The sequence below is a fragment of the Clavibacter tessellarius genome, assembly GCF_001618005.1.
In the GTDB taxonomy this organism is placed as follows: Bacteria; Actinomycetota; Actinomycetes; order Actinomycetales; family Microbacteriaceae; genus Clavibacter; species Clavibacter tessellarius_A.
Genome location: NZ_LQXA01000039.1, coordinates 1 through 15,235, shown reverse-complemented (window position 1 = coordinate 15,235; position 15,235 = coordinate 1). Strand labels below are relative to the sequence as shown.

General features: G+C 73.1%; 12 protein-coding genes. All 12 read right to left on the bottom strand.

Annotation, left to right across the window (positions count from 1 at the left end; translation table 11 throughout):
• Positions 1–300: 300 nt before the first annotated feature.
• Positions 301–1,695, bottom strand: coding sequence for a polysaccharide biosynthesis tyrosine autokinase (locus AWH51_RS10485; RefSeq protein WP_063072017.1), 1,395 nt, complete (start codon positions 1,693–1,695; stop codon positions 301–303).
• A gap of 360 nt (positions 1,696–2,055) precedes the next feature.
• Positions 2,056–2,730, bottom strand: coding sequence for a thymidine kinase (locus tag AWH51_RS10480; protein ID WP_063072016.1), 675 nt, complete (start codon positions 2,728–2,730; stop codon positions 2,056–2,058).
• On the bottom strand, positions 2,731–3,411 hold the full coding sequence (locus tag AWH51_RS10475) for a helix-turn-helix transcriptional regulator (RefSeq protein ID WP_175345508.1): 681 nt from the start codon (positions 3,409–3,411) through the stop codon (positions 2,731–2,733).
• Between the two features lie 94 nt (positions 3,412–3,505).
• Positions 3,506–4,702, bottom strand: a complete 1,197-nt coding sequence (locus AWH51_RS10470; RefSeq protein WP_063072015.1) for an Rv2578c family radical SAM protein — start codon at positions 4,700–4,702, stop codon at positions 3,506–3,508.
• Positions 4,703–4,783: 81 nt separating this feature from the next.
• Entirely contained in the window at positions 4,784–6,262 is a 1,479-nt protein-coding gene (locus tag AWH51_RS10465; protein ID WP_081235049.1) for a malate:quinone oxidoreductase, read from the bottom strand.
• Positions 6,263–6,349: 87 nt separating this feature from the next.
• Positions 6,350–7,441, bottom strand: a complete 1,092-nt coding sequence (locus AWH51_RS10460) for an aspartate-semialdehyde dehydrogenase (RefSeq protein WP_081235047.1) — start codon at positions 7,439–7,441, stop codon at positions 6,350–6,352.
• Positions 7,442–7,475: 34 nt separating this feature from the next.
• Positions 7,476–8,741, bottom strand: a complete 1,266-nt coding sequence (locus AWH51_RS10455; protein WP_063072013.1) for an aspartate kinase — start codon at positions 8,739–8,741, stop codon at positions 7,476–7,478.
• Between the two features lie 97 nt (positions 8,742–8,838).
• Positions 8,839–9,438 carry a recombination mediator RecR gene (gene recR, locus AWH51_RS10450; protein ID WP_012297640.1) on the bottom strand — a complete coding sequence of 200 codons (600 nt, stop codon included), beginning with the start codon at positions 9,436–9,438 and terminating at the stop codon, positions 8,839–8,841.
• Positions 9,439–9,444: 6 nt separating this feature from the next.
• Positions 9,445–12,060: a DNA polymerase III subunit gamma and tau gene (locus AWH51_RS10445; protein WP_063072054.1), complete on the bottom strand. Its 2,616-nt coding sequence runs from the start codon at positions 12,058–12,060 to the stop codon at positions 9,445–9,447.
• 46 nt (positions 12,061–12,106) lie between these two features.
• On the bottom strand, positions 12,107–13,309 hold the full coding sequence (locus AWH51_RS10440; protein WP_063072012.1) for an HTTM domain-containing protein: 1,203 nt from the start codon (positions 13,307–13,309) through the stop codon (positions 12,107–12,109).
• Complete coding sequence (locus tag AWH51_RS10435) at positions 13,306–14,202, bottom strand: DUF5819 family protein (protein ID WP_063072011.1); 897 nt, start codon at positions 14,200–14,202, stop codon at positions 13,306–13,308. The genes AWH51_RS10440 and AWH51_RS10435 overlap by 4 nt, the downstream gene beginning before the upstream one ends.
• Positions 14,203–14,388: 186 nt before the next feature.
• The coding region (locus AWH51_RS10430; protein WP_131798129.1) for an LPXTG cell wall anchor domain-containing protein at positions 14,389–15,235 on the bottom strand (847 nt) is incomplete at its 5' end.

Sequence of the window (15,235 nt, the reverse complement as noted above, 5' to 3'; positions counted from 1 at the left end):
AGGGGTCGGAGGAGCGTCCTCCTGGGCGGCGCGTCGGCGCCTCGGCCTGAGCCGACATGGTGTCTCCCGGTGTCGCGGGCATCGAGCGGACGGCGGATGCGGCCTCGCGTGAGGTCGACCCCCGACCGCGTCCGGACGGGGATCCGCGGTCCGACCCCGGTGGGGAGCTCGGACGCGGATTCCGCGCAGCGGGAGATGCGGAATGGAGCGGTGGTGTCATGCGGATGGTACAGGCCCGCACCGGGCTGCTCCCGACGACACGGGCTCGGCCGTCGCGCCCGGAGGCGGACGGCCGGCCGGTCACGCGGGGGCGGGGGCGGTGCCGTCCGCGCCCTCGGGGCGGACGTACGAGTACCCGTACTGGCCGTAGCCGTACGCGTCCGGGCCCTTCGTGGGCAGCATGGTGAGGACGACGCCCAGCACCTCCGCGCCGACGCTGTTGAGCGACTCGATTGCGGCGTGCACCTGGCCGCGGTGCGCGCGACCCGAGGAGACGACGAGGATCGCGCCGCCGGCGCTCTTGGAGAGCACCGCGCTGTCGGTGACGGGCAGGAGCGGCGGCGCGTCGATGAGGACGGTGTCGAACTCCGCCTCGAGCTCCTTGAGCAGCGTGACCATGGTGCGCGATCCGAGCAGCTCGCTCGGGTTCGGCGGGATCTGGCCGGCGGGCAGGACGAACATGTTGCGGTTGCCCCAGGGCTGAAGCACGTCCGCGAGCGTCGCGCGGCCGATCAGCACGTCGGTGAGCCCGACCGCTCCCTCGAGCCCGAGGTAGGACGCGAGCTTCGGACGGCGGAGGTCGGCGTCGATCACGGCGACGCGGGCACCGGCGTCGCTGAGGGCGATGGCCAGGTTGGCGGTGGTCGTCGACTTGCCCTCGGACTCGACCGCGCTCGTGATCACGAAGCTGCGCGCGCGTCCGCCGAAGTCGAGGAACTGGAGGTTCGTGCGGAGGCTGCGGAAGGACTCGGCCCGGGGGCTCCGCGGGTCCGACTGCACGATGAGGGGACGCTCCTTCGCCTTCGGGTCGAAGGCGATGCCGCCGAGCACGGGCGCGTGCGTGACCAGCCGCAGGTCCCGCTCGCCGCGGATGCGCGTGTCCAGGGTGGAGCGGAGCACCGAGACGGCGATGCCGAGCGCGAGGCCCACGAGCGCGCCCAGCGCGAGGTTGAGCGGCACGCGCGGCGACACGGGGGCGGCGGGGATCCGCGCCTCCTGCAGGGTGGTGACCTTCACCTGCGACTGCCCGCCGGTGTTCTCCGCGGTGAGCTGCCCGACGACGTCGGAGAAGCTCTTCGCGACCGCGTTGGCGATGGACGCGGCGGACTCCGCCTGCTGGTCCTCGGCCGCGATCTCGATGATGACGGTGTCGGCCGCGGCGGAAGCCGAGATGCGCGGCGCCAGCGTCTCGGCGGTCTCGTCCAGCCCCAGCTGCGCGATGACCGGCTCCAGCACGACGGGCGTGGACACGACGTCGGCGTAGCTCTTCACCGCCTGCTGCGTGAACGCGTTGCCCTGGCTGAGGTCCGTCACGGAGCCCGCGGACTGCGTCGACACGAAGACCTTCGCGGATGCCCGGTACTCCGGCGTCTGCGCGAGCGAGTAGCCGGCAGCGGCCCCCACCCCCAGCAGCAGCGCCAGAAGGATGAGGATCCACGAACGTCGCAGTATCCGGATGTATTCACGCAGTTCCACAGGCGCTCCCCCTCGTCGGTGCGGTGCCCCCCGACGGCACCTCCGCCCATGCTCCCACAGCCGGGAGCCGTCGTCCGACCTCCTCGGGTGCCGATGTCGTCCATCGCCTCGTGCCCCGTCTTCTGGGGCGGGGCAGCCGCGGGGAGGGAGGCTAGCGTGGACGGCGGGGGCCGGACCACCCACCCGCGCCCCGCTCGACCGAACGCTCACCCGAAGAGAAGGTCCGGATCCCGATGCCCGACGTCTGCGCTGCCCTGGTCCCGTTGGCCACCCTGCTCATCACCGGCGTGCTCACGGCATGCGGGCTGCGCTACCTGCGCGACTGACCGCGGCGCGGCGTCCGGCCGGAGCGGTCCCCGATCAGGTGAAGTCGGCGTCCGGTCCCGCCGCGTAGCCGAAGCCCGCCGGCGCGGCCTCGACCGGACGGCCGCTCGACAGCGCTCCCCCGCTCTCGGCCAGGTAGCACGCGCCGCAGAGCGACATGTAGGTCACGTCCTCGCCGTCGATCGCGACCTGGTCGCCGGCGAAGATGAAGCGCTCGCCCACCTGGCGGGCGTTGAACACGGCCTTGCGTCCGCAGCGGCAGATGGTCTTCATCTCCTCCAGGCTGTGCGCGATCTCCAGCAGGCGACGGCTCCCCGGGAACGCGACGGTCTGGAAGTCGGTGCGGATCCCGTAGGCGATGACGGGCACGTCCTGCAGGATCGCGATGCGCAGCAGGTCGTCGACCTGCGACTCGCGGAGGAACTGGGCCTCGTCGACGAGCAGGCACGCGGTGGGGCCGCCGAGCTCCTGCAGCACGCGGTCGCGGTGGATCCCGAACTCCTGCCAGACGTCCGCGTCGGGCTCGAGCAGGAAGTCGACCGGACGCCGGACGCCGAGGCGGGAGACGATGTCGCGGTCGCCCTTGGTGTCGATGACGGGCTTCGTGAGCAGGACGTGCTGTCCGCGCTCCTCGTAGTTGTACGCGGCCTGCAGCATCGAGGTGCTCTTGCCGCTGTTCATCGCGCCGAATCGGAAGTAGAGCTTGGCCATCTACCGAAGGTAGCCGTCCTCGGCGGCCCGTTCGATCAGGTCCGCCCGGCGCCCGGCAGCGCGGCCCACGAGACGGTACTTGGCCCGGGCCCGCCGGAGGTAGGTCTTCGCGGTCTCGTACTGCACGTTCATCTGGGCGGCCACGTCGAGCGTCGAACGGCCCGTGACGTAGAGGCGGAGCGCCTGCTCCTCGCCCTGGCTGAGGCGCGGGCTCGTGAACGCGGGCGCCGGCTCCGGCGCGGGGACGGCGGTGCGGGCGGCCGCGACCACGGAGCGCACGGCGGCGACGATGTCCCGGGCGGGCACGGGGCCGGCGAGGAGCGCCGCGGCACCGGAGTCGAGCACCCGGCGACGCACCTCCGGGCTCCCGGAACGGGAGAGGACGACGACGCTCGCCCCGGCGGCCCGGCAGGACCGCACGCGCCCCTCGAGGCTGACCGCGTCGGCGAGCTCGTAGTCGAGCACGACCACCTCGGTCGGGAAGCGCGGCGACTGGACGAGCTGCAGCCAGCCCGTGGTGCCGACGACCACGTCGACCTCGGGGGCGCGCTCGCGGAGGATCGAGCACACCTCGTCGAGCGCCGGCACCTGGCCCATGAGCACGGCGACGCGGACGGGCTGCGCGATCCCCCGCCCGTCGGCGGACCTCGGCCCCGCCCCGGGGAGCCGCAGGGTGGTCATGGGAGAACTGTAGCCAGCGCGCACGGCTCGGCGGCGGCCCGGACCCTCCGCGGACACCGCTGCCGCCGCCCGCCCCTGCCGCGGATGCCGCCGCTCAGAAGAGGGTGGCCTGCGTGCCCGCGGGCCCGGCGGGGAGCGCGGCCGCGACCAGGGGCCCCGGCGCCGGCGCGAGGGCGGCTCCGGTCGCCCAGCTCCCGCGCCCTCGGGACGTGGTGGCACGGCTGTCCGCGCCCTCCTGGCTCCACCCCGGTCGCGCGGCTCCGGGCCGGGCGACCTGGCCCTCGATGCCGGGGACGTCGGCCCGGGAGAGCACGCCGCCCGTGCGCGGGTCCACCCGGCCGCCGCCGAGCCCGTGCCGCCGGACCAGCGGGTCCATGCGGGCCTTCAGCCACGACCGGTACGCCTGCGGGGCGTAGGCGCCGCGCGCGTACAGGTCCAGGTAGCGGCCCACCAGGTCCGGGCGCTCGCGCTCGAGCCACTCCAGGTACCACTCCTTCACGCCGGGCTTGAGGTACAGCGCCGAGTAGAGGACGCGCGTGCCGCCGGCCTCGCGGATGCGCGTGAGCGCGTGGTCGAGGTGCTCGACCGAGTCGGTGAGCATCGGCAGGATCGGCATCATGAAGACCGTGCAATCCAGACCCGCCTCGCGGATCGCGGTGACGGTCGCGAGACGCGCCGCGGTCGTGGGCGTGCCCGGCTCGACGGACTGCTGCAGGTCGTCGTCGAGCACGGCGATGCTCATCGCCAGGTCGACGGGGACGGTCGCCGACGCCTCGGCCAGCAGCGGGAGGTCACGACGGAGGAGCGTGCCCTTGGTGAGGATCGACAGCGGCGTGCCGGAGGACGCGAGCGCCGCGATGATGCCGGGCATGAGCGCGTAGCGGCCCTCGGCGCGCTGGTAGGGGTCGGTGTTGGTGCCGAGCGCGACGGCGTCACGGGTCCAGGTGGGCTTCGCGAGCTCGCGGGCGAGGACCTCCGCGACGTTGACCTTCACGACGATCTGGTCGTCGAAGTCGCGGCCGCCGTCGAGGTCGAGGTAGGCGTGCGTCGGGCGCGCGAAGCAGTAGACGCAGGCGTGGGTGCAGCCGCGGTACGGGTTGATGGTCCACCCGTACGGCATGACCTTCGACTCCCCCGGCACGCGGTTCAACGCCGACTTGGCGAGCACCTCGTGGAACGTCACGCCCTGGAACTCCGGGGTGCGGACGCTCTGCACGAAATTGCTCAACCGCACGAGGCCGGGCAGTGCATCCGCGCTCGCGTCCGACAGCTTCTGCGCGCTCCATCTCATGCGCCCATTCGAACACACTTTCGAACGCGATGCGGACGGAGGCGGGAGAGGGCGGCCGCACGCGGCGCGACCGCCCCCTGCTCAGTGCTGGAGCTCGAGGACCTCGGTGGTCTCCTGGATGATCTTCGGCGTCTTCTTCGGGTCTGACGCGACGAGCGTGCCGTAGTTCGGGATCATGCGCTTCAGCGGCTTGCGCCACCCGTCCATGCGCTCCGGGAAGCAGCGCTCCAGCACGTCGAGCATGATCGGGACCGCCGTGGAGGCGCCGGGCGACGCGCCGAGGAGGCCCGCGATGCTGCCGTCGGCCGCCGCCACGACCTCGGTGCCGAACTGGAGCACGCCGCCCTTCTGCGCGTCCTTCTTCATGACCTGCACGCGCTGGCCGGCCGTGACCTGGTACCAGTCCTTCGGGTCGGCCGTGGGCATGAACTCCCGGAGCGCGTCGAACTTCGTCTCCTTCGAGGCGATGAGCTGGCTCACGAGGTACTTGATGAGGCCCAGGTTGTCCTTAGCGACGGCGAGCATCGGGATGATGTTGTGCGGCCGGATGGAGGCGAAGAGGTCGAGCAGCGAGCCCTTCTTGAGGAAGCGCGGGCTGAAGCCGGCGTAGGGCCCGAAGAGGAGCGAGGTCTCGCCTCCCACGACGCGCGTGTCGAGGTGCGGGACCGACATGGGCGGGGAGCCGATGGCGGCCTTGCCGTAGACCTTGGCCCGGTGCTTGGCGACGATCTCCGGGTCGTCCGTGCGGTACCACTCGCCGCTGATGGGGAAGCCGCCGAAGCCCTTGATCTCGGGGATGCCCGACTTCTGCAGGAGGGGCAGCGCTCCCCCGCCCGCGCCGATGAAGACGAACTTGGCGTGCACCTGCACGGTCGACCGGCCGACGTCGTTGCGGATGCGGAGGCGCCAGCTGCCGTCCGGGTCCTGCGACAGGCTGCGGACCTCGTGGTTGAGGTGCAGGGCCGCGCCGTGCTCGGTGAGGTAGTCGACGAGCTTGTTCGTGAGGGCGCCGAAGTCGACGTCGGTTCCGCCCTCGAAGCGCGTGGCCGCGATGACCTCGTCCTTGTCGCGCTGCAGCACGAGGAGCGGGGCCCAGGAGTGGATGACGGCCGGGTCCTCGGTGTACTCCATGGCCTCGAAGAGGGGGTGCGCGCGCAGGGCGTCGAAGCGGCGGCGCAGGTACTCCGCGTTCTCCTTGCCGCGCACGAAGGTCATGTGCGGGGTGGGGTTGATGAACTCCTTGGGCTCCGGCACGGCGCCCGCGGTGACGAGGTGGGCCCAGAACTGGCGGGAGAGCTGGAACTGCTCGTTGATGCGGGTCGCCGCCCCGATCTCGATCTTCCCGTCCTTCTCCGGCGTGTAGTTCAGCTCGCAGAGCGCCGCGTGGCCGGTGCCCGCGTTGTTCCACGGGTTGCTGGACTCCATGGCGACCTCGCCGAGGCGCTCGAAGATCTGGATGGTCCAGTCCGGTTCGAGCTGCTTGATGAGGGTGCCGAGCGTGGCGCTCATGATGCCCCCGCCGACGAGGACGACGTCTACCGGTTCCGCTGTATCGCTCACCGGATCAGTGTACGCCCGCCTTCTCGGGCCCCCTCGGGGGCCCCGGGGAGTGGTACGGCGACCCTCACGAGCGCGGCTGGGGAGGGATCAGCGGTGTGCCGCGACGACCTCGGCGATCTGGACGGCGTTGAGCGCGGCGCCCTTGCGGAGGTTGTCGTTGCTGATGAAGAGGGCGAGTCCACGGCCCTCGGGCGCGCCCTCGTCCGCGCGGATCCGGCCGACGTAGCTGGGGTCGGTGCCGGCGGCCTGGAGAGGCGTGGGGATGTCGGACAGCTCGACGCCGGGCGCCGTCGACAGCAGCTCGGTGGCGCGCGCGACGCTGAGGGGCGACGAGAACTCGGCGTTGACCGACAGCGAGTGGCCGGTGAAGACGGGGACGCGCACGCACGTGCCGCTGACGAGCAGGTCGGGGAGCCCCAGGATCTTGCGGCTCTCATTGCGGAGCTTCTTCTCCTCGTCGGTCTCGAACAGGCCGTCGTCGACGATGCTGCCGGCGAGCGGGATGACGTCGAAGGCGATGGGGCGCTGGTAGACGGCGGGCTCGGGCAGCTCGACCGCACGGCCGTCGTGGACGAGGCGGCGGAGCGCATCCGGGCCGGCGGCGACCGCGGCTTCGGCCTGGCCCGCGAGCTCCTCGGCGCCGACGAGGCCGGATCCGGAGACGGCCTGGTAGGTGCTCACCACGAGGCGGGTGAGGCCGGCCTCCTCGTGCAGGACCTTGAGGACGGGCATCGCGGCCATGGTGGTGCAGTTGGGGTTCGCGATGATGCCGCGGCGCGCGTCCGCGATGGCCTCCGGGTTGACCTCGGAGACGACGAGCGGGACGTCCGGGTCCATGCGCCAGGCGCTCGAGTTGTCGATGACGAGCACGCCCGCCTCGGCGAAGCGCGGCGCCTGCGCCCGGGACGTGGTGGCGCCCGCGGAGAACAGCGCGATGTCGAGGCCCGTGGGATCCGCGGTCGCCGCGTCCTCCACGACCACCTCGCGGCCCGCGAACGGGAGCGTGGTGCCCGCCGAGCGCGCCGAGGCGAAGAACCGGATCTCCGCGATCGGGAACGCGCGCTCCTCGAGCAGGCGCCGCATCACGGCGCCGACCTGGCCGGTGGCGCCGACGACGCCGACGCGGAGGCCGGCGGTCTCGGGGGCGGGGGCGGATCCGATGGGGGTGGCGTCGGTCACGGGTGTCTCCTCCTGCAGTGCGCGGGCGTGCGGGTCAGCGGCCGGTGCCGGCGTGGACGACGGCGACGTCGTCCGCGTCGAGCCCGAAGGCGTGGTGGACCACGCGCACGGCCTCGTCGATGGTGTCGGCGCGCGTGACGACCGAGATGCGGATCTCGCTGGTGGAGATCATCTCGATGTTGATGCCCGCGTCGGACAGCGCCGTGAAGAGCTGCGCGGAGACGCCGGCGTTGGTGCGCATGCCGGCGCCGACGAGCGCGAGCTTGCCGATCTGGTCGTCGTGCTGGAGGCCCGTGAACCCGACGGCGTCCTTCTCGGCCGCGAGCACCGTCAGCACGCGCTGGGCGTCGGACTTCGGGAGGGTGAACGAGATGTCCGTGAGGCTCGTGGCGGCGGCCGACACGTTCTGCACGATCATGTCGATGTTGGCGCCGGTCTTGGCGACGATGGTGAAGATCTGCGCGGCCTTGCCCGGTACGTCGGGGACGCCGACCACCGTGACCTTGGCCTCGCTGAGGTCGGCGGCGACGCCGACGATGACGGGCTCTTCCACATTCTCTCCATCCGTGGGGTTGTAGACGATGGTGCCCTCGTTGTGCGTGAACGAGGAGCGGACGTGCAGCAGGACGCCGTGCCGGCGGGCGTACTCGACGGCGCGGATGTAGAGGACCTTCGCGCCGGACGCCGCGAGCTCGAGCATCTCCTCGCTCGTGATGCGGTCGATCTTGCGGGCGAGCGGCACCACGCGCGGGTCGGCCGTGAAGATGCCGTCGACGTCGGTGTAGATCTCGCAGACGTCGGCGCCGAGGGCCGCCGCGAGCGCGACCGCCGTGGTGTCGGATCCGCCGCGGCCCAGGGTGGTGATGTCGCCCGTGCCGCGGTTGAAGCCCTGGAAGCCCGCGACGATGGCGATGGCGCCCTCGCCGAGCGCGTCGCGGACGCGGCCGGGCGTGACGTCGACGATGCGGGCGGCCCCGTGCTGCGCGTCGGTGATCATGCCCGCCTGGCTGCCCGTGAAGGAGCGCGCGTCGTAGCCCATGCTCTTGATGGCCATCGCGAGGAGCGCCATGGAGATGCGCTCGCCCGCGGTGAGGAGCATGTCGAGCTCGCGCGGAGCGGGGATGGGGGTGACCTCGTGGGCCAGGTCGAGCAGCTCGTCCGTCGAGTCGCCCATCGCGGAGACGGCGACGACCACGTCGTTGCCGGCCTTCCGCGCGGCGACGATGCGCTTCGCGACGCGCTTGATGCTCTCGGCATCGGCGACCGACGATCCGCCGAACTTCTGCACGATGAGGCTCACGGGCGACTCCTGGGGCTCGGGTGGGCGCGGGCGGCCCGGATCACGATCATATGGGGGCGGCATCGGCGGATCCGCCGCATGACGCAGGGGCGCCGGGTCACTCCCCCACGAGGCGCCGGCCCTCGAAGGCACGGCCGAGGGTGACCTCGTCGGCGTACTCGAGGTCGCCGCCGACAGGGAGGCCGGAGGCGAGGCGGGTGACGCGGATGTCGAAGGTGGAGAGCAGCCGCGAGAGGTAGGTGGCGGTCGCCTCGCCCTCCAGGTTCGGGTCGGTGGCGATGATGACCTCGGTGACGGTGGCGTCGGCGAGGCGCTGCATGAGCTGGCGGATGCGGAGGTCGTCCGGTCCGATGCCGTCGATGGGGCTGATGGCCCCGCCGAGGACATGGTAGAGCCCGCGGAACTCGCGCGTGCGCTCGATGGCGACCACGTCCTTGGCCTCCTCCACGACGCAGATGGTGGCGGGGCTGCGGCGGGGGTCGCGGCAGATGCCGCACGTCTCCTCCTCGCTGACGTTGCCGCAGATGGCGCAGAAGCGCACCTTGTCGCGGACCACCGTGAGCACCTCGGCCAGGCGCGACACGTCGAACGTCTCCGTCTGGAGGATGTGGAACGCGATGCGCTGGGCGGACTTCGGGCCGATGCCCGGCAGGCGGCCGAGCTCGTCGATCAGCTCCTGGACGATTCCCTCGTACATGCGGCGCTAGTCCTGACCTGTGGGGCGGATGGTGGGGCGGGCCTTGCGCTCGACGGGCTTCTCCTCGATGAAGCTCGCCTGGAGGATCTCGCGGACGACGGACTCGCCGTAGCGCTGCGGGGCGGTCTTCGCGGCGGGGGCGGATGCGGGACCGGTGGACTCCCTCGCGTCCGGCGCCGTCGTCGATGCGGACGGCGCTCGCGTCTGCGCGGGCGCCGACGGCGCGGCGACCGCCGGGGCCGGGCGCGACACCGGCGGGGCCGAGTCGGGCGAGCCGTCGCCGGTGGCCCAGCCGGGCTCCGCGGGGCCGAACTCGTCCGGCTCCGGCTCCTCGAAGTCGGGCACGTGCGCGTCCGGGACGACCGCGGATCCGCGACGAACAGGACCGGTCGTGGTCGCGGCGGCCGGGGAGGGGGGCGCGGGGGTCGCGGCGGCGGGTGCCGACGGCGGCGTGGACGGCACGGGCGGCACGGGGCGCTCCGGACGCGCCGCGGGGGCACGCCGGTCGTGAGCGGGATCGCTCGCGCCGGGGTCGGACGTGGGGATGGCGACGGTGGCCCATCCGCCGCCGGCCGGCGTGGTCTTCGCGGGAGGCGACGTCTTGGCGCGAGGGGCGTTGGCGGCTGCCGGCGGCGTCGACCTCGCCGCGGGGGTGGCCTCGCCGTCGCGCGCGGACGGTGCGGATGCGGCCGCCGCGGACCGGGGACCGGCTGCCGGCGCGGGTGCCGGGGTCGGTGCCGTGGGCCCGGCGGCCCCACCCGTCGGCGCCGGGGTGCCGGTCGGCGCCGGGGTGCCGGACGGTGCCGGGGTGCCGCCGTGGGGCTCGACGCGGGCGATGAACTTCACGCGGAGGCCGAGCACCTCGAGGATGGCGGTGCGGAGGATGTCGCTGACGCCCTGCCCCGGGACGCCGCGCTCCTTGAAGCGCTCGGCGTCGTTGGCGCTGACGAAGGACAGGGTGAGCACGTCGCCCGCCAGGGCACGGGGCGTGGCCGTGACGGCGACGAGCCACGCGCTGCGCTTCGCCTTCTCCACCGCCTCGACGACCGACGGCCACGCGTCGCGGAGCTGCTCGAACGTGATGGGGCCGACGGGCGCGGGCGTCGCGGGAGCGGATGCCGGCGGCGTGGTCGCGGGCGTCGCGGAAGAAGATGCCGGCGGCGTGGAGGCGGCCGGCGCGGCGACGGCCTCGGTGGTCTCCCGGACCTGCGGGGTCGCGGGCGCCTCGTCCGCGGGCGCCTCGGCCGCGGACGCCTCGTCCGCGGACGTGACGGGCTGCGCCGGGGCGGTGTCGACCGCCGGCACGGGATCCGCCGAGTGCGCCGGAGCCGGAGCTGGCACTGGAGCGGCAGCGGGAGCGGAGGCGACAGCGCGTGCGGGCGCAGCGGCAGCGGCAGCGGCAGCGGCAGCGGCAGCGGCAGCGGCAGCGGCCGGAGCCGGATCCGCCCCCGAGTCCGCGACGCCCACCCGGCGCTCGAGGCGCTCGACGCGGGCCAGGGCGCCGCGGTGCGTGTCGTCGCTGGCGGGGACGAGCACGCGCGCGACCAGCAGCTCGAGGTGCAGGCGCGGCGAGGTGGCGCCCGTCATCTCGGTGAGGGCGGCGTTGACCACGTCCGCGGCGCGCGACAGCTCGACGGCGCCGAACGCGACGGCCTGGGCGCGCATGCGCTCGAGCTCGTCCTCCGGGGTGCCGCGGAGCACCGCGGCCGCGCCCTCGACGGACGTGGCGCCCACGATGATGAGGTCGCGCAGGCGCTCGAGGAGGTCCTCGACGAAGCGGCGCGGATCCTGCCCGGTCTGGATGACCCGGTCGACTCCCGCGAAGGCGCCGGCCGCGTCGTGCCGGGCGACCGCGTCGATGACCTCGTCGAGCAGGGCCGCGTGCGTGTAGCCGAGGAGCGCGACGGCGCGCTCGTACTCGACGCTCTCGTCCTCCGACCCCGCGATGAGCTGGTCGAGCAGGGACAGGGTGTCGCGCACCGATCCCCCGCCGGCGCGGACGACGAGCGGCAGCACGCCGGGCGCCACCTGCACGCTCTCCTCGCGGGACAGGTGCTCCACGTAGTCGAGCATCTGCGCGGGCGGCACGAGCCGGAACGGGTAGTGGTGCGTGCGGGAGCGGATGGTGCCGATGACCTTGTCGGGCTCCGTGGTGGCGAAGATGAACTTCACGTGCTCCGGCGGCTCCTCCACGATCTTCAGCAGCGCGTTGAAGCCCTGCGGCGTGACCATGTGCGCCTCGTCGAGGATGAAGATCTTGTAGCGGTCGCGCGCCGGCGCGAAGACCGCGCGCTCGCGGATGTCGCGTGCGTCGTCGACGCCGTTGTGGCTCGCGGCGTCGATCTCGACCACGTCGAGCGAACCGCTGCCGTCGCGGCTGAGCTCGACGCAGCTCGGGCAGACGCCGCACGGGGTGTCGGTGGGCCCCTCGGCGCAGTTGAGGCAGCGCGCCAGGATGCGGGCCGACGTGGTCTTGCCGCAGCCGCGCGGCCCGCTGAACAGGTACGCGTGGTTGACGCGGTTGGTGCGGAGGGCCGTGCGCAGCGGATCCGTCACCTGCGTCTGGCCGATGAGCTCGACGAAGTTCTCTGGCCGGTAACGGCGATACAGGGCGGTGACCACGGTCCCGAGGATACCGGGCACCCCCGACCGTCCCGCCGCCCGCCGGTCAGGCCTCGGCCGGGGCCTCGACGGACGCGGCTGGGGAGGGAGCGGAGGCGCGGCGCCCGTGCACGCCCCCGCGCTCGCGCATCCGCCGGGGCGTCCGCGACCGCCAGCGCCCGAGGAGCGCGAACCCCTCCCGCCAGGTCGCGTCGCGCACGAAGAGGAAGTCGAGCGCGATCATCGCGAGGGAGAACGGCCACAGGCCGAGCAGCACGCCGATCATCACGTGCATGCCCGTGATGACCACGAGCGCCACGATGCGCGTCGGCCGCCAGAGGATCAGCAGCGGGAACAGGCCCTGGAACGCCACCGCGGCGAGGCTCGCCAGCGCGATGCCGATGCTCGACTGCACGAGGAGGTCGTTGATCCACGGCCACGGACGGTACCCGTCGATGACGAGCGAGTAGTAGGTGGCCGAGCCGTCCCGCCACTCCTCCCCCTGCAGCTTGAGGAACGCGGAGTTCACGTAGATGAGCATGATCTGGTACGCCGACAGCACCAGCGCGGTGTTGTGCAGGAGCACCGGCACGAGCCGCGGGATCCGCGCCACGAGGCGACGCGTCGCGACCACGGCGGACGACGGGCGCCGGGCGCCCGGCTCGGCCTCGCGGCGGCGGCGCAGGGCGTCGAGCGAGAAGTGCCGCGACAGGTCGGCGAAGAGGGCGAAGAACAGCGTGAGCCGCAGCACGGTGTCGCCGCCGTTGCTGAGCAGCGTGCTGTTGGTGGAGAGGCTGATCCACAGCAGCAGGAGGAACGGCGTCACGATCCGCGAACGCCAGCCGAGGGTGAACAGCACCGCGAGCGCCGCCAGGGCGAGGTAGGCGAGGTCGAACAGCGTCGCGTCGGTCTTGGAGAAGATGCCCTCGAAGAACGGGGGCCACCCGCGGCGGCTCGCCTCGGGGTCGATGAACCGGGATCCGACGCCCCAGAGGTAGTGCCGGTCGGCGAAGCAGGTGACGAGCACCAGCAGGATCACGGAGCCGAGCGTGATGCGGAGCGCGGCGAAGCTGTACGTCGCGTGCTCCCGCTCGGTCATCCACATGGCGACGCCGCGGGGCCAGCCGCGCGGGTCGCGGAGCGCGCGCAGCAGCTCGCGGTCCTGCATCACCTGGCGGAACCGAGCGGCCGCCTGGGCGCGCGGGCCGGTGCGAGGGGCCGCGGGGACGGGACGGTCGGCGGGACGGGTGTCGTCCGTGCGGGTGCTCATCGTGCGTACCTCTCCACCACTGCCTGGTAGGCGCCGAGCGCCCGGGGGTCGATGACGTCGTCGACGTGGCGCCATCCGAAGGTGCGGACCGAGGGCGCGAACTGGCGCTCCTGGTCGAGCCGGTGCTCGAAGTCGTTGGGGCGCGTCGTGACGATGCGCCAGCGGACGCGCTCCACGTCGCGGCCGAAGTAGGCCGTCCCCCAGTAGGTCGCGAACTCCTTCATCACGTAGTCGTAGCGGAGGAACGAGACGACGCGACCGCTCGTGCCCTCGGTGAGGCCCGTGAGCTGCTGGACGAGCGAGGTCGGCGTCTTGGCCGCGAAGCCGTCGTCGGTGCGCCGGATGAAGGTGTCCCGCGCGACGGCCCGCTGCTCCTCGCTGAGGGCGAGGTAGCGGGCGCTGTAGGTCTTGAGGAGGTTCGCGCTCTGCTTGTTGGCGCGCGACGCCTGGACGTGCCCGTCGCCCGACTCGTACTCGGCGTCCGTGATGTCCACCCACTCGCTCTTCACCAGCGCGCCCGAGCCGTCGCGCCACTGCGCCTGCATCTGGAGGTAGCGGTTCGTCTTCTGGATGGAGGGGGCGAACACGTTCCACTGCTGGCCGAAGTAGGGGCGGGCCGGGGCGGTGAGCGCGCGGGTCGTGGAGGTCTGCGGGACGACCATGAGGATCGTGGTCGCCACGTAGACGGCGACGACGAGCGCGGCGATCGCGGTGCCGATGCGGGCGCCGCGGGTCAGCGGCCGGCGGTCCCGGGCGTGCGCTCCGGGTGGGTCCGCGGCCGGCGGCGACGCGGTCGCGTCGGTGGCGGGGTCGGCCTCGGCGTCGGCCTCGAGGCCGTCCGCGTCCCGGGCGTCGTCGGTGCCGGTGTCGTGGTGGTGGGTCGTGTCGGTCATGCGCCGTCCCCCTCGTGCGTCGGGTGGGTCCTGTCGGCGGCGGGAGCGGGTGGATCCTGCCGAGCCGTCGTGCTGGTCCTGCGGTTCGTGCTGCGCCGGTCTCTCCGCGGGGCGGACGGCGGGAGCGGGAGGGCGGGCGACCCGGCTGTCGTGCCGGATCACCCGCCCGCCTGCGTCAGCGGTGCGTCACACCTGGCGGCTGCGACGGCCGCGGTGCAGGGCACCGGCGCCCGTCAGCATCATCAGGAGCGCGATGCCGCCGAGGAAGAGCATCCCGTCGGCGTCGCCGCCCGTGACCGGGAGGATCCCGCCGCCGTAGCCGCCGGTCCCTCCGCGGATCGGGGTGCTCGGCAGACCGGCCGGGACCGTCTGGCCGATGACCGAGAACCGCGTGTTCGGCACGTCCACCGGGCCGGTCACGCTGCCCGAGATGGTGACCGAGTGCTGGCCGATCTCGAAGTCCTCGTGGATCGGGAAGGTGAAGGTCACCTGCCCGTTCGCGGGGGCGATCTGGTCCGGCAGCGGCATGGGCGTGGAGTTGACCGTGGCGGAGACCGTCTCACCGGGCATGAACCCGACGGCGGTCACCTCCTGGTCGATGCCCATGCCGCGCATGACCTCGAAGAAGCGGACCGAGGCGAGGGTGCGGAGCTCGCTGCCGTCGGGGCCGCCGTCGGCGGCGTCCGTGGCGTCCGTGGCGTCGGCGGCGTCAGCGGCATCCGTCGCGTCAGCGGCATCCGTCGCGTCAGCAGCATCCGTCGCGTCAGCAGCATCCGTCGCGTCGACCGCGTCGGCCACATCGCTGCCGCCGTCGTTGTCGGCGTCGTTGTCACCGTCGGCGTCGTTGTCGCCGTCAGCGTCGTTGTCGCCGTCAGCGTCGTTGTCGGCGTCGTTGTCACCATCGGCTGCGTCGACCGCGTCGGTTCCGTCAGCGTCGACCACATCGGCGACGTCCGCGGTGTCCGCGTCCGCCACGTCGAGGTCGAACGAGATGTCCGTCGAGTCGTCCGAGTCGTTGGCGTCGGAGTCGACG